Origin of the sequence: Deferrivibrio essentukiensis (assembly GCF_020480685.1) — a bacterium.
GTDB classification, from domain to species: Bacteria; Chrysiogenota; Deferribacteres; order Deferribacterales; family Deferrivibrionaceae; genus Deferrivibrio; species Deferrivibrio essentukiensis.
In genome coordinates this window covers 1-19,328 of sequence record NZ_JAJAFU010000022.1, presented here as the reverse complement: position 1 = coordinate 19,328, position 19,328 = coordinate 1, and the positions used below count along the sequence as shown (strand labels likewise).

At 35.4% G+C, this 19,328-nt stretch carries 17 protein-coding genes; 15 read left to right on the top strand and 2 right to left on the bottom strand.

Annotation, left to right across the window (positions count from 1 at the left end):
- The first annotated feature begins 10 nt into the window (after positions 1–10).
- Genes rsmH through LF845_RS09870 form a run of 15 tightly spaced genes read left to right on the top strand, consistent with a single transcriptional unit; the run spans position 11 to position 16,462 of the window.
- Positions 11–934, top strand: a complete 924-nt coding sequence (rsmH, locus tag LF845_RS09940) for a 16S rRNA (cytosine(1402)-N(4))-methyltransferase RsmH (protein WP_242820865.1) — start codon at positions 11–13, stop codon at positions 932–934.
- Complete coding sequence (locus tag LF845_RS09935) at positions 931–1,227, top strand: hypothetical protein (RefSeq protein WP_242820864.1); 297 nt, start codon at positions 931–933, stop codon at positions 1,225–1,227. Before rsmH ends, LF845_RS09935 begins: the two co-directional genes overlap by 4 nt.
- Positions 1,217–2,887, top strand: a complete 1,671-nt coding sequence (locus LF845_RS09930; protein ID WP_242820863.1) for a peptidoglycan D,D-transpeptidase FtsI family protein — start codon at positions 1,217–1,219, stop codon at positions 2,885–2,887. Before LF845_RS09935 ends, LF845_RS09930 begins: the two co-directional genes overlap by 11 nt.
- The gene (locus tag LF845_RS09925) at positions 2,865–4,310 is read left to right on the top strand and encodes a UDP-N-acetylmuramoyl-L-alanyl-D-glutamate--2,6-diaminopimelate ligase (protein WP_242820862.1); all 1,446 of its coding nucleotides are present in this window, start codon (positions 2,865–2,867) and stop codon (positions 4,308–4,310) included. The genes LF845_RS09930 and LF845_RS09925 overlap by 23 nt, the downstream gene beginning before the upstream one ends.
- Positions 4,307–5,653, top strand: a complete 1,347-nt coding sequence (locus tag LF845_RS09920) for a UDP-N-acetylmuramoyl-tripeptide--D-alanyl-D-alanine ligase (protein ID WP_242820861.1) — start codon at positions 4,307–4,309, stop codon at positions 5,651–5,653. Before LF845_RS09925 ends, LF845_RS09920 begins: the two co-directional genes overlap by 4 nt.
- Positions 5,643–6,728, top strand: coding sequence for a phospho-N-acetylmuramoyl-pentapeptide-transferase (mraY, locus tag LF845_RS09915; RefSeq protein ID WP_242820860.1), 1,086 nt, complete (start codon positions 5,643–5,645; stop codon positions 6,726–6,728). Before LF845_RS09920 ends, mraY begins: the two co-directional genes overlap by 11 nt.
- 2 nt (positions 6,729–6,730) lie before the next feature.
- Entirely contained in the window at positions 6,731–7,972 is a 1,242-nt protein-coding gene (gene murD, locus LF845_RS09910; RefSeq protein WP_242820859.1) for a UDP-N-acetylmuramoyl-L-alanine--D-glutamate ligase, read from the top strand.
- Positions 7,965–9,056 (top strand): putative lipid II flippase FtsW, encoded by a 1,092-nt coding sequence (gene ftsW, locus LF845_RS09905; RefSeq protein WP_242820858.1) that lies wholly within the window; start codon positions 7,965–7,967, stop codon positions 9,054–9,056. Before murD ends, ftsW begins: the two co-directional genes overlap by 8 nt.
- Complete coding sequence (locus LF845_RS09900) at positions 9,053–10,093, top strand: UDP-N-acetylglucosamine--N-acetylmuramyl-(pentapeptide) pyrophosphoryl-undecaprenol N-acetylglucosamine transferase (protein WP_242820857.1); 1,041 nt, start codon at positions 9,053–9,055, stop codon at positions 10,091–10,093. The genes ftsW and LF845_RS09900 overlap by 4 nt, the downstream gene beginning before the upstream one ends.
- Positions 10,093–11,481 (top strand): UDP-N-acetylmuramate--L-alanine ligase, encoded by a 1,389-nt coding sequence (gene murC, locus LF845_RS09895; RefSeq protein ID WP_423220580.1) that lies wholly within the window; start codon positions 10,093–10,095, stop codon positions 11,479–11,481. The genes LF845_RS09900 and murC overlap by 1 nt, the downstream gene beginning before the upstream one ends.
- Complete coding sequence (locus LF845_RS09890; RefSeq protein ID WP_242820855.1) at positions 11,471–12,358, top strand: D-alanine--D-alanine ligase; 888 nt, start codon at positions 11,471–11,473, stop codon at positions 12,356–12,358. Before murC ends, LF845_RS09890 begins: the two co-directional genes overlap by 11 nt.
- Positions 12,358–13,029, top strand: a complete 672-nt coding sequence (locus LF845_RS09885; RefSeq protein WP_242820854.1) for a cell division protein FtsQ/DivIB — start codon at positions 12,358–12,360, stop codon at positions 13,027–13,029. Before LF845_RS09890 ends, LF845_RS09885 begins: the two co-directional genes overlap by 1 nt.
- Positions 13,026–14,255: a cell division protein FtsA gene (gene ftsA, locus LF845_RS09880; RefSeq protein WP_242820853.1), complete on the top strand. Its 1,230-nt coding sequence runs from the start codon at positions 13,026–13,028 to the stop codon at positions 14,253–14,255. The genes LF845_RS09885 and ftsA overlap by 4 nt, the downstream gene beginning before the upstream one ends.
- 18 nt (positions 14,256–14,273) lie before the next feature.
- Positions 14,274–15,407 (top strand): cell division protein FtsZ, encoded by a 1,134-nt coding sequence (gene ftsZ / locus LF845_RS09875; protein ID WP_242820852.1) that lies wholly within the window; start codon positions 14,274–14,276, stop codon positions 15,405–15,407.
- Positions 15,407–16,462: a glycosyltransferase family 4 protein gene (locus tag LF845_RS09870; protein WP_242820851.1), complete on the top strand. Its 1,056-nt coding sequence runs from the start codon at positions 15,407–15,409 to the stop codon at positions 16,460–16,462. Before ftsZ ends, LF845_RS09870 begins: the two co-directional genes overlap by 1 nt.
- Before the next feature lie 28 nt (positions 16,463–16,490).
- On the opposite strand, the gene LF845_RS09865 is transcribed toward LF845_RS09870, so the two are convergent.
- Complete coding sequence (locus tag LF845_RS09865; protein ID WP_242820850.1) at positions 16,491–17,972, bottom strand: multiheme c-type cytochrome; 1,482 nt, start codon at positions 17,970–17,972, stop codon at positions 16,491–16,493.
- Positions 17,973–18,042: 70 nt separating this feature from the next.
- Entirely contained in the window at positions 18,043–19,251 is a 1,209-nt protein-coding gene (locus LF845_RS09860) for a rhodanese-like domain-containing protein (protein WP_242820849.1), read from the bottom strand.
- Positions 19,252–19,328 lie beyond the last annotated feature (77 nt).

Below are 19,328 nucleotides of genomic sequence, written 5' to 3'. Positions count from 1 at the left end.
CAGGTGATAAATGCATAAGCCTGTGATGTCTAAAGAATTGATAGAATATTTAAGACCTATAAAAGGTGGCGTGTATGTTGATTGCACCGGCGGTGGTGGTGGACATGCTAAGCTGGTTTTGGAAAAGATAGGTGAGTCAGGGAAGCTTATAATTTTAGATAGAGATCAAGATGCCGTAGAGCGATTAAAGGAGAAATTTAATTTGCCTAATGTTATGGTAATAAATGATAATTTTTCTAACATAGCAAATATACTGGCTGAATTAGGTATTCAGGCAGTTGACGGGCTATATGCGGATTTTGGAGCTTCAAGTTTTCAGTTAAACGATCCTCAGAGAGGTTTTTCTTTCTTAAGGTCCGGGCCGCTTGATATGAGGATGGATAAAAATCTTGAAATTGATGCTTATACCCTAGTTAATAACTATCCTGAGGAAACAATCGCAAATATTCTTAAAAAATATGGAGAAGAGCAGTTTGCTAAGCGCATTGCAGGAAAAATAGTTCAAAAAAGGGCTATTGAAAAAATATCTACTACAAAAGAGCTTGCAGATATAATCTTTGATGCTGTACCTAAAAAGTTTCATAAACCTGGTATTCATCCTGCGACAAAATCTTTTCAAGCATTGAGGATATTTGTAAATAAAGAGCTGGAGTCTATAGAATCGTTATTAAAGTCACTCGAAAAAATTATAAATAAGTCTGGGCGTGTAGTATTTATTTCTTTTCATTCTCTTGAAGATAGGCTTGTTAAAGATATGCTCAATTACTATGCTAAAGATTGTATTTGTGAGATAAAAACACCTATTTGTAATTGTGGTAAAGTCAAAACCTTTAGAATACTTACCAAAAAACCGGTTATTCCATCTGAAAGTGAGATAAATGAAAATAAGCTAAGCAGAAGCGCGAAGCTTAGAGCTGCGGAGAAAATTGTATGAAAACGTTAATTGCAAGTATTAAATTTTTTGAAGTGAATATCAACAAAGTCTTTTTTCTTAAGATTTTCTTGCTTGCAATTATTGTAATAGCAATCATTTCTGTCAAAATTTCATGCATAAAGACCGGTTATCAGATTAGTAGGATCACAAACGAACTTCAAAATGTCAGGATTAAGTATGAGTCTTTAAAAAAAATTGAGTACAGGTATACAAATACGGGTTTGCTTACGGAAAAAAGTGAGAGTTTGGGGATGCGTCACATAAACCTGGAGCATACTTTTTATGTTAAATGACTATTTTAAGGCAACATTTATTGCCGGAGCATTGACAGTTTGTCTTATTATAATTTTAGGAAGACTCCTTTACCTACAGGTGTATAAACATACTTTTTACGAAAATTTTTCCAAAAAGCAATCTACCGCAGTTATTACACTTGATAGGAATAGAGGGGTTATATACGATAGGAATGGCAAAGTATTAGCACAAAATGTATACAATGCATCTGTATATGTAGATGCTTCTAAAGTAGATAATCCAAGAAATTTTCTCTATATACTGAAGGTTAACGGAATCGAGCTACCAAAAAAGATCAAGGAAAAAATATTAAAAAAAGATAGATTTGTTTGGATAGTAAGAGGGATAGATGTAGAAAAGGCTAAAAAAATAAGCCGTTTGGATGACAATTTGCAGATGATTTTGCAGGAAAATAGATTTTATCCTGAAGGGGATGTGGCATCGAAAATTGTTGGGTTTACTGGGATAGATAATCAAGGGTTGGAAGGGGTGGAAGCATTTTTTGACTCATCTTTAAAAGGGGAAAAGGTTAATGTTTCAGTTTTAAAAGATAGCAGAGGGAAAACGCTTGTATTTGAGGATAGAGCAGTAAAAACGAATCCTGAAAATAGTCTGTATTTATCCATAGATTCAAATTTACAGAAAGTGGCTACTTCAATACTTTACAATGACTTGAAAGAGATTGGTGCAAAGTCTGTTTTTGCCGCTGCTATGGATGTAAATACTGGAGAAATAATTTTTTCTTCATCTGTACCAACATACGATTCCAATGAATTTGATAAATACGAAAAAACATTATGGAAAGACCCGCTCTTCTATTATCTTTTTGAACCGGGATCAATATTTAAGGCTGTTACTTTCTCAGTGCTTGCCGAGGAAAATCTTATTAAGAGGGATGAAAAAGTTTATTGTGAAAACGGTAAATACCCTTATGCAGGTCATATATTTAATGATGTGCATAAATTTGAACGCCTTACATATGAAGAGATATTTGCCAATTCAAGTAATATCGGTACAATCAAACTTACAGAAAAGATTAGCTCAGCACAGTTTTACAAATATCTCAAAAAATATGGTTTTGGAGAATTAACAGGCACAAAAGGGTTTGCTGAAGAATCAGGTTTTTTAAGAAATGTAAAAGATTGGTCAAAGCTTTCAAAACCATCAGTATCTATCGGACAAGAAATTCTCGTTACCCCTATACAGATGTTGAGATTTTATGGGGCATTAGCTAACGGTGGCTATGCTGTCAGACCTACTATTATAAAAGGTAAGACCGAAGAAAGAGAAAAAATTTTAAGTGCACAAACTGCGACCTTATTAAAAAAACTTCTGATTGCTGCAGTTGAAACGGGGACAGGCCAGAATGCCAAATCTGAATTAATTAAAATAGCCGGCAAAACAGGTACTGCTCAAAAATTTGATAAATCAACGAATAGTTATTCATATAGGGATTACAACGCAAGTTTTATAGGTTTTTTCCCTGTTGAAAAACCGAGATATGTAATGATTGTTACTTATGATTCACCGAGAAAATCAATTTATGGCGGAAGTACGGCTGCTTACACATTTAAAAAGATAGCCGAGCAAATGGCAATTCATTTCAGACTAAATATAAATAAAATGATGGTGGAAAATGAAAATAGAAAAGCTTCTTAAAGACATAAAAGTGTTGGAAATTTCTGACTCTGCTCTTTTAGAGAAAGAAGTAGAAGATATCTCATTTGATAATAGAGATATAAAGCCTAACTCAATTTTTGTGGCAATAAAAGGTGAAGCATTTGACACTCACTCGGTAATTAATGATGTTTATAGTTCGGGGGAAGTTGTCTGCGTATTAACAGAAAAGAAAGTTGACAATATCCCTTACATTTTGGTGGATGATTCAAAAAAAGCATTTAACAATATATGCTTAAATTATTTTAATATAGACCTTAATAAATTTGTGAAAATAGGGATTACCGGTACAAACGGCAAAACTACTACATCCTATTTGGTAGAGAGTATATTAAAGTCAAACGGAGCAAAAACTATAAGGCTTGGCACTGTAGAATATGATATTTGCGGCGAAAAATTAACAGCCAATAATACTACACCGGGGATGTACGAGATTTGCAGTATGATAGCAAAAGGGGTCAAAAAAGGTGCCGATGCTCTTGTCATGGAGATATCCTCACATGCGCTTAAACAAAATCGTATATTTGGGTTAAAATTTGATGTAGCAGTTTTTACAAATCTTTCAGGTGATCACCTTGATTACCATCTGAGCATGGATGATTATTACAATTCTAAAAAATTACTGTTTACGGATTTATATTCTGACAAGTGTGTCATTAATATTGAAGGGGAATACGGGTATAAGCTTTATAATGAAATTAATATTAAAAAGCTGTCATGCGCAGTTTCAAAAGATGCAAATCTTGTCCCGCGTGATGTGGACTATCATTTGGATGGGATAAACTGCAAACTAAAGAGTGGTTCTTTTGATTTGGATATAACTTCATGTCTTGTGGGCCAACATAATTTGGAAAATATACTTTGTGCTGTTGGTGCAGGGTATATGTTAAATATTAATGGTGATGCTATTCGAAAAGGTATTGAAAGTCTAAAGAATGTTCCTGGCAGATTGGAAAAAATAGAAAGTAACGGAATTTATTATTTTGTGGATTATGCACATACAGATGATGCATTATTAAATGTTTTAAGAGCCCTTAGTTTTTATAAAAAGAATAGAATTATCACTGTATTTGGTTGCGGTGGTGACAGGGACAAGACAAAAAGACCGAGAATGGCAAAAGCTGCGGAACAATATTCGGATAAGATAATTGTTACCAGCGATAATCCGAGAACTGAAGATCCTGAAGAAATTATTGAAGATATTTTACAGGGGTTTGAAGATAAAAAGAATGTGGTTGTTATCCCTGACAGAAGAAAAGCTATTCAATATACCACAAGTATTGCTGAAGAAGGTGATATTGTGCTTGTGGCTGGTAAAGGGCATGAGGATTATCAGATAATAGGGAAAGAAAAGATACATTTTGATGACAAAGAAGAAATATTGAAGGCGATAACTGAAAAATGAGAGCATTTAAAATTGATAAATATTTAAAAAAGTTTGAGTCGGCTGAAGTCAAAGAATTTTTACCATTTAAAGGTGTGTCGATAGACAGCAGGACTATAAAGAGAGGGGAAATATTTATCGGTTTGAAAGGTGAAAATTTCGACGGCAATCTTTTCGCAAAAACAGCAGCTGCTAACGGTGCTTCATTGTTGATATTGGATAACAAAGAGATATATGAAAATATTGAATATCCTAAGGTATTGGTAAAAGATAGTTTAATGGCACTGAAAGAGATAGGGGGATCATGTCTGTCCGAGTTTGGCGGAAAGCTTATTTGTATTACCGGAAGTGCCGGGAAAACAACTGCCAAAAAGATGGTAAGTGATGTTTTAAATTCGAAATATAAGGTTTTCACTGCATATAAAAATTATAATAATGAAATAGGAGTAGCCTTAAATGCGGCAAATCTTGATTTGGACACTGAGTATGCGGTTTTTGAAATCGGTACAAATAATCCCGGGGAGATTGAGCTTCTTGCAAAGTATCTTTCTCCTGATGTCAGTATAATTACAAATATCGGCAAATCTCATATTGGCCGCTTTAAAAGTATTGAAAATATAGCAAAAGAAAAGTTAACACTTTTGAATTATACCAAAAAAGTCAGTTATCTTTATGAAAACTGCCTAAATTTTATTGGGAATAGTTCCGGCATTATTGTCAGTTACGGTATGTCGGAAAATAATTCTGCTGTTATTTCAGATATTTATAGAGAAGGGAATAAATTGAATTTTTCCATAAAATATAAAGATAAAAAGTATAACCTTCAACTTAACCACATATATCGTCACTTTATTTACAATGCGACGGCAGCAGCTATTTTAGGTCTGGATGAAGGGTTAGAGATAAGAGACATTCAATATGCACTTAAAAATTTTACTCCTGAAGAGCACAGGGGGAATGTTATTGAGACAGGCATCCTGACAATAGTTGATGATACATATAATTGTTCATTTGAGTCTTTGGTTGAAGCAATAAAAAATTTTAGTGAGCTTAATAATGCCAAGAAATACGCAATAGTGGGTGAAATGGCGGAGATCGAAGGTTTTGAAGATGAATTTTATGAGAAAATTTACAATCTTGCCTGCTCACTCAAAGGTATACAATTTACCTTTTTTGGTGAAAAGTACAAAAAGTATGATGAAAATGGATATATTGAAATAATTACACAAAAAGAGAAGTTACTTGAAAGGCTTTCTTCAATCAATGATGGCATTGTATTACTGAAGGCCTCAAGAAGTAAAAAGTTTGATGAGTATGTTGATTATTTGAAGACAAATACAAAGAGGAGGAGCAATGCTTTATAATCTTCTTTATCCGCTATCAGAATATATTTCGATATTTAACGTTTTTAAATACATTACTTTCAGGACTGCCTATGCGATACTCACTTCCCTTGCCTTAAGTTTGTATTTGGGTCCGGTTGTTATAGAAAAGCTTAGAAGTTTGCAACTTTCACAAAAAACAAAAGGTTATGAGCCTGAAACCCACAAGGCAAAAGAAGGCACACCTACTATGGGTGGAATATTTATAATTTTATCTGCTGCAATATCTACAATACTGTGGGCGGATTTGAAGAACCCTTATGTTTGGATAATTCTTTTCGCCTTTGCAGGCACCGGAATGATAGGTTTTTATGATGATTATATTAAAACTGTTAAGAAAAATCCCGAAGGGATAAGTCCCAAACTTAAATTTACATTGCAACTTGTTATAGCGATTATTGTTGCTTTTTCCGTTATATATGCTGACAGAGGGGCTAATTCTACAAAATTGACATTCCCTTTCTTTAAAAATCTAATAGTCGACCTGTCATATTTCTACGCAGTATTGGCAGTATTTATAATAGTGGGTGCTTCCAATGCGGTAAATTTGACGGATGGGCTTGATGGTCTTGCTACGATGCCAAGCGTTATTGCGTTTGGGACATTCATAATTTTTGCTTATGTCGCAGGTAATGTGAAATTTGCTAATTATCTGCAAATTATATATGTGCCGGGTGCCGGTGAATTGGCAATATTTTGTGGGAGCTTGGTTGGGGCTGGTCTTGGATTTTTATGGTTTAATGCATATCCTGCTTCCGTTTTTATGGGGGATGTGGGCAGCCTTTCTCTCGGGGCTGCGCTTGGGACAGTTGCGGTTATAGTTAAGCAAGAGATTGTTTTGGCAATTGTAGGTGGACTTTTTGTAATAGAAACTGTTTCTGTAATTTTACAGGTTGGTTTTTTTAAAGCCACAAAAGGTAAAAGGCTGTTTAGAATGGCACCGATACACCATCATTTCGAATTAAAAGGTTGGCAGGAGCCAAAGATTATTGTGAGATTTTGGATTGTCTCACTTGTTTTGGCACTGATTGCTCTAAGTACTTTAAAATTAAGGTAAATATGAAAGCAGCTATTTTGGGATACGGAAAAAGCGGACAATCTGCCGAGAAAATTTTGAAAGTTAACGGGATTACAAATATAGATATATATGATGACTCATTGGCATCATATCCAAACATATCAGAGATAAAAGAGGGTTACGATACAATTGTGGTTTCACCAGGATTAGATTTAAATAAATTAAATATTGACAAGGACAAGGTGACAAACGAAATCGACCTTGCTTATAGTAAGATTGATAATAATGCCAAAATTATCGGAGTTACAGGCACAAACGGGAAATCTACCATTACTTATTTAACTGAGCAGATATTAAACCATTACGGCATCAAAGCCAAAGCGTGTGGTAACATAGGATACCCTTTTGGAGAAGCAGTCTTGGAACAATATGATGCTTATGTGGTCGAGTTAAGCAGTTTTCAAATTGACTTGATCAAACTGTTCAAAGCCGATTCGTCATGTATTTCAAACATTACCGATGATCATTTCGACAGATATGGTAATTTGGAAAATTATGTTAACGCCAAACTAAAGATTTTGGATATAACAAAATTCAAGGTTTACGCGTTAAATGATAATATCCTTAAAGAAAAGTTGACTGGTGTTGCAAGATTTATTGATAAAGATTTAATCTCTTATCCGTTTATTGAAGATGAAGTCATGAAATTTGATAATTTTTATGTGAATCTTCAAAAATTTAATCTGTTTGGTTGGCATAACAAAGTAAATTTGGCATTTGCATTGAGTCTGGCATCTGAAGTTGTTAATTTGAATGGAGATGTTACAAATCTTATAAGTACTTTAAAAGGGTTACCTCACAGGTGTGAATATGTAGCTGAAATTAAAGGTAATATTTATATAAACGACTCTAAAGGAACAAATGTTGATTCAACAATGGTGGCGTTAAAGTCTATGGATGACAACTGTATTTTAATTCTTGGCGGGAAGGATAAAGGTGGCAACTTTAGTTTGTTAACAGATTTGATAAATAAGAAAGTAAAGTCGCTTATACTATATGGTGCAGCTGCTGAAAAAATTGAAAGTCAATTAAAAGGTAAAATAGATGTCCCGCACTATAAGGTTAATTTATTAAAAGATGCTGTTTATAAAGCATACGAATTAAGCGGTAACACTTCATATGTATTGTTTTCTCCGGGTTGTGCAAGTTTTGATCAATTCAAAAACTTTGAGGAAAGGGGAGAATATTTTAAGAAGTATGTAAAGGAATTAGTTAATGCATAAAGATAGTATGGTAAATATGAAAATAAAAATTGTTTTGTTTACTGTGATTCTGGTGCTTACCGGTCTTATATTTGTTTTTTCAGCAGGCTCTATGCAGGCGATTAGACTTGGTAAACCAGAGAGTTATTTTTTTTATAAGCAATTTATAGCTTCAGTGATAGGCATTGTTGCTATGATAATAGCATATCAGATACCTCTTGAGTTTTACCGTAAGAGTGTTTTTATAATATATTTGATAACACTGTTTTTGCTTGTTTCTGTATTTATATTCCCTGAGATAAATGGTTCTCACAGATGGATAATTTTGTCACATATAAATGTTCAACCATCAGAATTGGCAAAATTTACGACTATATTATATCTTGCTCACTACCTGGATAAAAAGCAGGATAAATTAAAAGATTTTACTAAAGGATTTATGCCTGCTTCTATTTTACTTGGTGTTTTGGCTTCATTAATTATGCTTGAGCCTGATTTTGGTACAACCTTTTTGATTATGCTTTTGGCATTAAGTCTCTTTTTTGTAGGAGGTATGAATATTACCCATCTTTTAGGAGCAATATTCATGACAATTCCGCTACTTATTACGCTGATAATGATGGGTGATTATAGAAAAATGAGATTTATAAGCTTCTTAAATCCTTGGGAATATAAGGATACTGTTGGCTATCAGCTTATACAGTCACTAACTGCAGTAGGCAGCGGTGGTATATTTGGAAAAGGGCTTGGTAACAGCTCTCAAAAGCTTTACTTTCTTCCTGAAGCACATACTGATTTTATATATTCTATTATAGCAGAAGAGTTTGGGTTTATTGGCTCTGTATTTGTTTTAGGGATGATATGTTATATCTTTTATATCTCTTTTAAGATAGCTTTTATGCATAAGGATAGATATAAAAGGCTTTTAACTCTTGGTATAGCATTTTTGGTAATATATCAGGCTATTATTCATGTTGGAGTTGCGATTGGAATTTTGCCTACAAAAGGGATTACGCTCCCTTTTATTAGCTATGGAGGCTCAGCACTTATTTTTCAGTTAGGTATTATGGGAATTTTACTAAGAAGTGTAAGGGAGATTGCATGAAGGTAATTTTAGCTGGAGGAGGCACCGGTGGTCACCTGTATCCTGCAATAGCGTTGGCTGAAAAGCTAAAGAGTAAAGAGATAGATTTTATCTTTATGGTTTCTGATAGAGGTATAGAAAGAGAGATATTAAGTAAATTAAATTATAAATTTGTTGAGCAAAATATTAAGCCTTTTGCTGACAGAAGTTTTATCGGCAAGATTAATATATTCTTTGGTATTGCCAAAGAGGTTTATCGTTTAAGAAGGCATTTTGATGTAAATGATAAGGTTATATTGTTTGGAGGATTTGCTGCGGCTATTTCAGGGTTGATTGCTCTAATCAGAGGATGTGATTTGTACATACATGAGCAAAATTCTGTAATGGGTTTTACAAACAGATTTTTTGCCGGATATGCTAAAAAGGTTTTTATTAGTTTTGAAAAAACGTTAAGGGTAAAGGGGAAGGCACTTGTATCAGGCAATCCGGTAAGAAGTAGCATAATAGAAACTGTTCCAAAGGAAGAGCTTGGCAAAACTGTTATGCTTATGGGTGGCAGTCAGGGGAGCAGACTCTTAAATAATATAATGGTCGAAAGTGCAAGGGGTTTAGTTGATAAAGGGTATAGAATTATTCATCAGACAGGGAAAAAACTTTTTAATGAAACTAAAGCAAAATATGAATCTTTGGGTTTACTTGGTAATTCAAATATAGAGCTTTTGGATTATTTAGATGATATTAATCACTATTACTCTAAGGCAGACATATTAGTTAGTCGTGCCGGCTCAGGGTCTATATTTGAAATAATGAAGGTTAGAAAACCCGCAGTATTTGTTCCTTTAAAGATTGCTGCCGAAAATCATCAGTATTTTAATGCTCTGGAAGCTGTGGAGAAGGGTTGTGGAGTAATTATAGAGGAAAACAATTTAAACAAAGATATATTAGTTAAAAAGATTGAAGAGATACATAGAGATTATAAGGAGAAGTTTTTGCCTAAATTGCTGGAAATTAAGACAAAAGATTCTGTATCAATTATATTGAAAGGGATGAACTTATGATATTTGGAAAGGTAAAAAAGATACATTTTGTAGGCATCGGTGGTATAGGGATGAGCGGTATTGCTGAGGTGCTTAAAAATATGGGGTTTGAGGTAACAGGCTCTGACTTGAGCGAAAATGCTAATGTTCAAAGGCTTAAAAATATGGGGGTCAGAGTTTTTAAAGGGCATAATAAGAGCAATGTGGATGGGGTCGATGTGGTGGTTTATTCCTCAGCTGTAAGACCTGATAATCCTGAGCTTGTAGCTGCTTCGGAAATGTATATTCCGTGCATTAGAAGAGGTGAGATGCTTGCTGAGCTTATGAGGATGAAATACTCAATAGTTGTAGCCGGTAGTCATGGAAAAACGACAACTACTTCAATGCTTGCGGAAATTTTTAAAGCGGCTGAGCTTGACCCTACGATTGTTATAGGTGGCAGATTAAATAGTGAGGATAACAATGCAAGTCTTGGCAAAAGCTTGATTATGATATCTGAAGCAGATGAGAGCGACAGATCGTTTCTAATTTTATATCCGACATTTTCCGTTATAACCAATATAGATTTGGAGCACCTTGATTGTTACAAAGATATGGACGATATAAAGGGTGCTTTTGCGGAATTTGCAAACAGAGTGCCATTTTACGGTAAAAATTTTATATGTCTTGATGATGAAAACTGCGCGGATATCTTTCAGTTTATCAAAAGGAAGGTAGTTACCTATGGCCTTCGTTCAAAAGCGGATATAACAGCCTCAAATATCAAAAAAGATGGATTTAGGACTACTTATAATGTAACAGCGTATGGCCAGGAGCTTGGAGAATTTGAACTGAATTTTCCGGGTGAGCACAATATTTCAAATTCTTTGGCTGCAATAGGTATCTCTCTGGAGTTTTCTATTGATGTAAACGTAATTAAAGCAGCCCTCAAGAATTTTAAGGGTGTTCAAAGAAGGCTGAGTAAAAGATTTGAAACGGATAATGTGGTGGTTTTTGATGATTACGGGCATCACCCTACGGAGATTAAGGCAACTTTGAAGGCAATCAGAGAAGCTTACGAAAATAGAAAGGTAGTGGTAGTGTTTCAGCCTCACAGGTATACAAGGACAAAGCTATTAATGAACGATTTTGCCAAATCATTTTTTAACTCTGACATGGTTTTTGTAACGGACATATACGCTGCAAGCGAAGATCCTATCGAAGGTGTTCATTCTCAAGTGTTGGTAGAGGAGATAAAAAAACACGGCTTCAAAGATGTATTTTATTTGGGCAAGGAGAGTGACTTTTTTAAATACTACGAAAGAATAAAAGATGAAAGCCTTGTCATTGTGACGCTTGGGGCGGGTAGTATTACTAAATTTTCTTTTGAAATAGCTGAATTTTTAGGTGGTGGTGTTTATGAAAGATAAAAAAATAGTTGTCTTGTATGGCGGACTGTCAAGTGAAAGGGAAGTGTCTCTAAAGACCGGCAAGGCGGTATACAATACACTTGTTGAAAATGGTTATAGCAACGCGATTTTGGTTGATGTCGATAAAAGTATTGCCCAAACACTTATTGAGTTAAAACCTGATGTTTGCTTTAATGCTCTTCATGGCAAATTTGGGGAGGATGGCACCATACAGGGCTTACTTGAAACACTTGGCATAAAATATACCGGCTCTAATGTCGCAGCAAGCGCTGTTGCATTTGATAAAGTGTTGTCAAAATATGTGTTTGTCGCAAACGCCATCCCTACTGCAGATTATGTTGTTTTGGAAAACAATGTAGATATTGATACCCCTTTCGAAAAGTGCGTAGTAAAACCGGCAAGGGAAGGCTCTACGATAGGGATAAGTATTGTTGAAAATGCGAAAGATTTTTCTGAAGCCGTTAATTTGGCATTTAAATACGACTCGAAAGTAATTGTAGAAAAGTTTATAAACGGCAAAGAGTTAACTGTGAGCGTAGTTGGGGATGAAGTTTTTCCTCCTATTTGGATAAGACCAAAAAAAGGATTTTACGACTATGAATCTAAATATACCAAAGGGATGACTGAATATATATTTGAGACAGGTTTAAGTATTGATGAGCTTGAGGTTTTAAAAGAGTTGGCACTAAAGTCCGTAAAGGTTTTAGGATGTACTTCGGCTGCCAGAGTTGACTTTATTTACGATGGCAATGAGTTTTATGTCTTAGAGGTAAATACTTGCCCAGGTATGACTGAAACTAGCTTGTTGCCGAATGCAGCGAGAAAGGCGGGCTTAAGTTTTATAGAGCTTATTGAAAAGATGTTGGAGCTTGCTTAATGAAGATTATGAAAAGGTTCGGTGCTTTTGTGTTAATTTTAATTATGGCTTTTTTGCTGTATTACTCAAATAGGGTAATCAGTGAGTTTTTAAATAGTCCTTATTTTGAAGTCAAAAGTGTGAATCTTATTGGTGTTTTAAATGCTGATATAAAAAAAATGGATAGTGTTTCAAAAAAAATACTTGGTAAAAATATTTTTCAGGTAAACGAAAGTGATTACTCACATTTTTTTAATGACGAATGGGTTGAAAAGGTTGAGATAATCAAAAGTTATCCTTCAAAAATTAAATTAGTTGTTTACGAAAAGAAACCTCTTTTTGACTTTAATAAGGGAGGGGTTGTTTATAGCTACCTTTCTGATGATAGTTATTTAAAGGCAAAGAAACAAGAAAGCAAGATTATTGTGTATGGTAATTATTGGAAGGATAATTTGAAAAAGTTTAAGAGTTTTTATGACAACAATTATTTGTCAAAAATGGAAAAAATAGAGTTAATGGATTCGTATATTAAAATGACTGATGGAGAGATTATAATTAAAGCCGGTTATGATGGTGGTAGTTTTGTTAAATCAGCGGAAAGGCTTAATAATATATTAAAAAGATATAAAAAGGTTAATTATGTTGATTTAAGGATTAAGAATAGAATCTATGTTGACGGAGTTAGATTATGAAGCAGGAAAATGTATATGTTGGGCTTGATATTGGCACCACAAAAGTATGTGTAGTGGTGGTTAAGAAAAATCAAGATGATTCCCTTGATGTCATTGGGGTTGGGACAGCTCCGAGCGTTGGATTGAGAAAAGGGGTAGTTATAAACATTGATGCAACCGTAAACTCAATAACTGAGGCAGTAAGAGAAGCAGAAAAAGTTTCTGGGGTTCAGATTAAAAGCGTGTGCGCAGGCATTGCAGGCGGACATATCAAGAGTTTTAACTCAAGGGGGATAATTGCTGTAAAAAATAGAGAAGTGACAGCTAAAGATGTGGATAGGGTTATAGAATCAGCTTCTGCTGTAGATATCCCATTAGGTTGTGAAGTCCTGCATGTCATCCCCCAGCAATATGTTCTTGATGGGCAAACTGAAATAAAAGACCCTATTGGAATGAATGGAATAAGGCTTGAAGTTGATGTTCATATAGTTACTGGTGCTGTCAGCAGTGCGAAAAATATATTAAAAAGCTGCGAAAGGGCCAATATTTCCGTAGATGATATAGTTTTGGAGCAGCTTGCTTCAAGTGAAGCAGTGTTGTCAGATGATGAAAGAGAGATTGGTGTTTGCCTTATAGATGGCGGCGGTGGTACAACAGATATGGCAGTATTTAAAAGGGGAGCTGTTTGTCATACAGCGGTATTACAGTTGGGGGGTAATAATTTTACCAGAGATTTATCCATTGGGCTAAATACACCTGAATCTGAAGCGGAAAAGTTAAAAAAACTCTATGGCTCTGTGTGGCTTCCTACAACTGCCGACGAAACCATAGCAGTCCCATCTGTTGGTGGAAGACCACCAAGAAAAATTTCTAAGCCTGTTTTGACACAGATTTTACAGGCAAGATGTGAAGAGATTTTTCAAATGTTTTTAGGTGAATTGCAAAAAAAACAGCTTATTGAGTTTTTGGGGGCTGGTGTTGTTGTTACTGGCGGTTTGTCTAATCTTAATGGCATAGAATATTTGGCTCAGTCAATTTTTGAGCTTCCCGTAAGGGTAGGTAAGCCATTAAATGTGTATGGATTGAAAGATTTGGTGGATGATCCTGTTTATGCTACCGGTGTTGGTTTGGCAATCCACGCTGCTAAAAAAGGGCATCAACAGGTAAAAATATCTAAAGGTAGTGATGAAAAAGTTTTTTCACAAGTGTTAAAAAGAATGAAGAGCTGGTTTGGCGAGTTCTTCTAAATAAACGGGGGTGAGCATATGTTTGAATTTGAAACTTTTAACAGTGGTGCGGTAATTAAGGTTATCGGAGTTGGCGGAGCGGGCGGCAATGCCATCAACAACATGATTAAGTCAGGCATCGAGGGGGTTGAATTTATTTCAGCTAACACTGATGCTCAGGCTTTATCAAAAAACTTGGCTCCGGTTAAGATTCAGCTGGGGACAAACCTTACAAAGGGTTTGGGTGCAGGTGGTAATCCAGAGGTAGGAAGGAAAGCTGCCGTAGAAGATGCCGAAAGTATTGAAGATGCTTTAAGAGGTGCGGATTTAGTGTTTGTTACTGCTGGAATGGGTGGCGGTACAGGTACAGGTGCTGCGGCTGTAATTGCAAGTATTGCAAAGGACATGGGAGCACTTACAGTGGCAGTAGTATCAAAGCCTTTTTACTGGGAAGGTAAAAGGAGGAATGAGTTTGCAGAGCAGGGGTTAAAATTTTTGAAAGAGCATGTGGACACATTTATTGCTGTTCCAAATGATAGGCTGCTTGATATTATTGATAAGAACACTTCCTTTACTGAGGCTTTCAGAATTGCAGATGATGTTTTAAGGCAAGGTGTTCAAGGTATTTCGGACACTATTAACAGTGAAGGTTATATCAATGTGGATTTTGCGGATGTCAGAGCAATTATGGAGTCTAAAGGGATGGCTCTTATGGGTATTGGTCAAGCAAGCGGTGAGAATAGAGATATTGAAGCCGCTAAAAAGGCTTTAATGAGCCCTCTGCTTGCTGATGCAAATATAAAAGGTGCCGAAGGTATATTGATAAATATTACCGGTGGTCAAGATGTAACTATGTATGAAATACAAAATATTGCTCAATATATATATGAAAATTCCGGTGAGGATGCCGCTATTTATAAGGGTGTGGTAATTGATGATAAATATCAGGGGCAGATCAAGGTAACTGTCGTGGCTACTGGGCTTGGCAGGGTAAAAGAAACTCAGAAAACCGTAAAAATGGATGAGTATATCAAAAATACGACTCCGGAGGCCTCAAAAATTATAAAAAAGGTTCAAAGTATCAGAAATATAGATAGGGGCTTAAAGACGTTGGATGATTTTGATGAAGAGGAGTTTGAAATACCGACTTACATAAGAAAACAAGTAGATTAATGAAGTTTTTGCAGGTCATAAATGTTAGGTGGTATAATGCTACTGCATGGTATGCAGTAAACTTATCACGTATTTTGCAAGAGCACGGGCATAAAGTTGTAGTTTTGGGCCTGCCCGGCTCACCCCCTATCAAAAAAGCCTGTGAGCATGGATTAGAAGTATTAGAATTGAATTTAAACAGTAATAATCCACTTATATTTTATAAAAATCAGAGTGAACTTTCAGTATTTATAAAAGAGTATAAGCCTGAAATAATAAATTGCCATAGAGGTGAGTTTTTTTGGTGGTTTGCATTCAACAGGTTTAAAAACTCAAACTTTAAACTTATCCGTACACGAGGTGATCAGCGAAAGCCATCTACAGACGTATTCAATAAGATTATACACGACAGATGGTGCGATAAAATAATAACTTCAAGTAATAAAATAAAAAATTATTACTTACAGATGGGGATAAATACGGATAAAATTGAAGTTATATATGGTGGCGTTGATACGAGAAAGTTTTATCCGGACCATATTGAAAGAAATAGAATAAGAAAAGAGTTTAACTTCAAAGAGGAAGACTTTGTAGTGGGGATTGTTGGGAGATTTGACCCAGTGAAAGGGCATGAAATACTGATTAAAGCGATATCACACCTTTATAATGAAGAGGGTTTTAATAATATAAAATTGTTTATTGTGGGTTTTGATTCGATTATATCCAAAAGTCAGTTGCAGGAAAAATTGGTAGCTCATAAAATAGACAATATAACAAAATTTGCAGGATTTAGGGATGATATCCCTTCTGTGTTAAATAGTTTTGATTTGGGGGTTGTTGCCTCTGTAGGCTCAGAAACAATATGCAGAGTAGGGATGGAGATTATGGCATGCGGAGTCCCTTTGGTAGTATCAAATATCGGTACGCTGCCTGAGCTTGTTGAAAAAGAAAATGTATATCAATTTGATAATTATATAGATTTAGCTGAAAAAATAAAAAATCACTCTAAAAAAACTTTTATATTTTCCGATGATAAATTTTATCAAGAATATATTAATTTGGTTAACAGCATATAAAATAGAGGGGGCAAGAGCCCCCTAAAAATTATTTATCTGTTATTGATACCGGATTTTTACCGCCAAACTTATTCCAGTCTATCACAGGATTTTCACCATGACAGCTTGAACATTTAAGAGCTTTTTCTTTTGGCTGAATACCGTGGCTAACAGAAAAATATTCAGTTACATCTTTAAAGCCTACGAAAGAGGATTCCTTTAAAAATGGTTTATCAGGTTTTCCATTTGCCATAGTCCCTAATTTTTCACCTATGAAGATAGCTTTTTCAAGGTTATCTCCAACTCCGTTGCCGTTTTTATCTTCGCCAGGTCCTCCCTTGGTAACCAAGCCAAGTTTGATTGGCAATCTGTTGCCATCTTTATCAACAGGGATTCTTGATGTATATTTTTTGAAAGGATAAATTTTGCTGCCTTTTATATTTTTGCCACCGGTAGGGGTAAGTTTTTCACTGGTAGTTTTATCCCACCACATATACTCTACTGGCACAGAATGTTCATCTTTTACAACTACTTTAAACAGCCAGAAACCACTTTTTTCACTCTGGTGCAGCTGGCTGAAATCTTTATGGACAAGCCCTCCTGTTTTACCTACATGACAAGTTACACAGGCAACAGCACTACATTTATTGTAGATTTCATCCTTGTGAATTTGGCCTGTGTGGCATCTTACGCAAGATTCTGTGTCAAGATAATGGTCGTAAGCCCAATTGTTCAGACCTGCCCCCCTTATCATACCATGGTCAGTCCTTGGCCTTTTGGTGTGGCAGTCTACGCACATCAGACCTTTTGCAGCGTGCACATCCACATCACTGGCATAATCAACACCTCTTTTAAATAATGGTCCACCACCTGCAGTATAATGGCATCTCATACAAGCATCATTGGTAGGTCTGCCAACAGACTGTAACGCCTTATCACTCATATCTTGAGTAAGTCTTAATATTGGATTGCCATCTTTTTCACCAACCTTAATAACGGTTCTTTTAGATTTATCGTAATTTTCGGCGTGACAATAAAGACACTCAATTGCATTTTTTTGTTCAAAAGTAGCTTTTTCAAAATCTGCTGGTGGAAAACCACCACCGATATGACAATTACCGCAGCCCATCCCTACCATTTTTCCATCTTTGTTGGGAAGCATACCAAGATAATTGGCAAGCGGATATGCTCCTGGACAGTTTCCTATTTTATACTTTTTGCCGACTTCCTTGCCACCGGTAACAAATTTACCATCATTATCTTTAAGATAATTAGCAGGAACAGGGCCTGCCCACTTGTAATGAGAGGAGTTCATTACTTCTTTAATTGCACCTTCGTGACATTTTTCGCAGTAGTATGCACCTGTGTATCCGGTTAATTTAGTGTGAGGGTTAGCTTTACGTGCACTTCTTGACTTGTACTTTGAGTAAGCATCAGATTTGTAATAATCATCACTTAACACGTAACCATCTGCAAAGCAATAAACTGAAAATGACAAAACTAACAAAATAAAAAATAAAAGCTTTTTCATAGTGTTACCTCCCTATCTTTAATGAAATGCAAAAAAGGCAGCCCGATAGGCTGCCCTTTAAAAAATAAAATTACTTAATTTCACATTTCCCGCTGGAATAATCAACATGGGCATCTAAAAAATAAAGTCTGCTCATTTCAGGATATTTACAGTCTTCCTTCAGACCAAAATACATTTCTCCAGCACGACCACCGGTCGCACACATAAATATAACATATTTATCTTTTGGTAATTTTGAAGTGACAAGATTACAATCTTTATACATATCATCAACAGGAATATTGATTGCACCGTTTACATGACCAGCTTGAAACTCAGAAGGTGATCTAACATCTACTATTACAATATTGTCAGGTCTGCTATCTATTAATGATTTGAAAAATTCTTTATCAACAGTACCTTCATCTGCTCCGGCTTTGATTGCACTTGCAGTTGGTGCAGCAGTTTTAGCTGCTACCATATCAGCTTTTTCACCCGGCTTTAAAATTTGCTCACCTTTTTCTTTCCATTCAGGCTCTCCTCCTGCATAAACCAATACTTTTTTGTAACCCATTTCATAAAGTTTTTCTGCTACTTTATGAGATTTTACACATGCGTATCCACCACAGAATACAACAATTTGAGTATTCTTATCGGCTGGAAGCATACTCATAAAAGGTGCTGGGTCTTTCAAAAATTTAGTGTCAGGGATATTGATGGCCCCTGGGATTGTTCCTTTTGCGTAAACTCTGTCAGGTCTTGCATCTACAAACAATACACCTTTGCTAAGTAATGATTTTGCATAGTCAAAGCTGATTTCCATAAAATTTTTCTGAGACCAATCAGGGTCACCAGCAAGGTAGACTTTGATATTTTTAAAGCCTTTGTCCCTTAAGTATTTTGCGTCATTATAACTTTTGATACAGTTAAAACCTCCGCAGTAAACGACTAATTCGGTATCTTTAGTTACCTTAAGCTCTTCAAGCTGTGGATAAAACTTGTCAAATTTTGTGTCAGGGATATTGATGGCACTTGGAATGTGACCTGAGTCGTATTTTCTTTCCGGCCTTGCATCAATGATTACTACTTGATTAAACTTTCTAAGTCCATTTCCTACTTTTGCCTTTACATAGTCATAATCGACTATTTCAAATCCTGCTGCTTTGACCTGCTCCATAACGGATGGGCCTTTAGCTTTTTCCCCCTCAGGCTTAACCTGAGCTTTTTGAGCACAGCTTGCAAAAATAAAGAGTGCTAAAACGGATACTAACATAGTGAGTTTTTTGAAACTTTTTGACATACATGCCTCCTAATAAAATTCTGTATTAAAATAATACCACGAAAAAGGTCACTGTCAATACTTTTTGAGATAAAAAA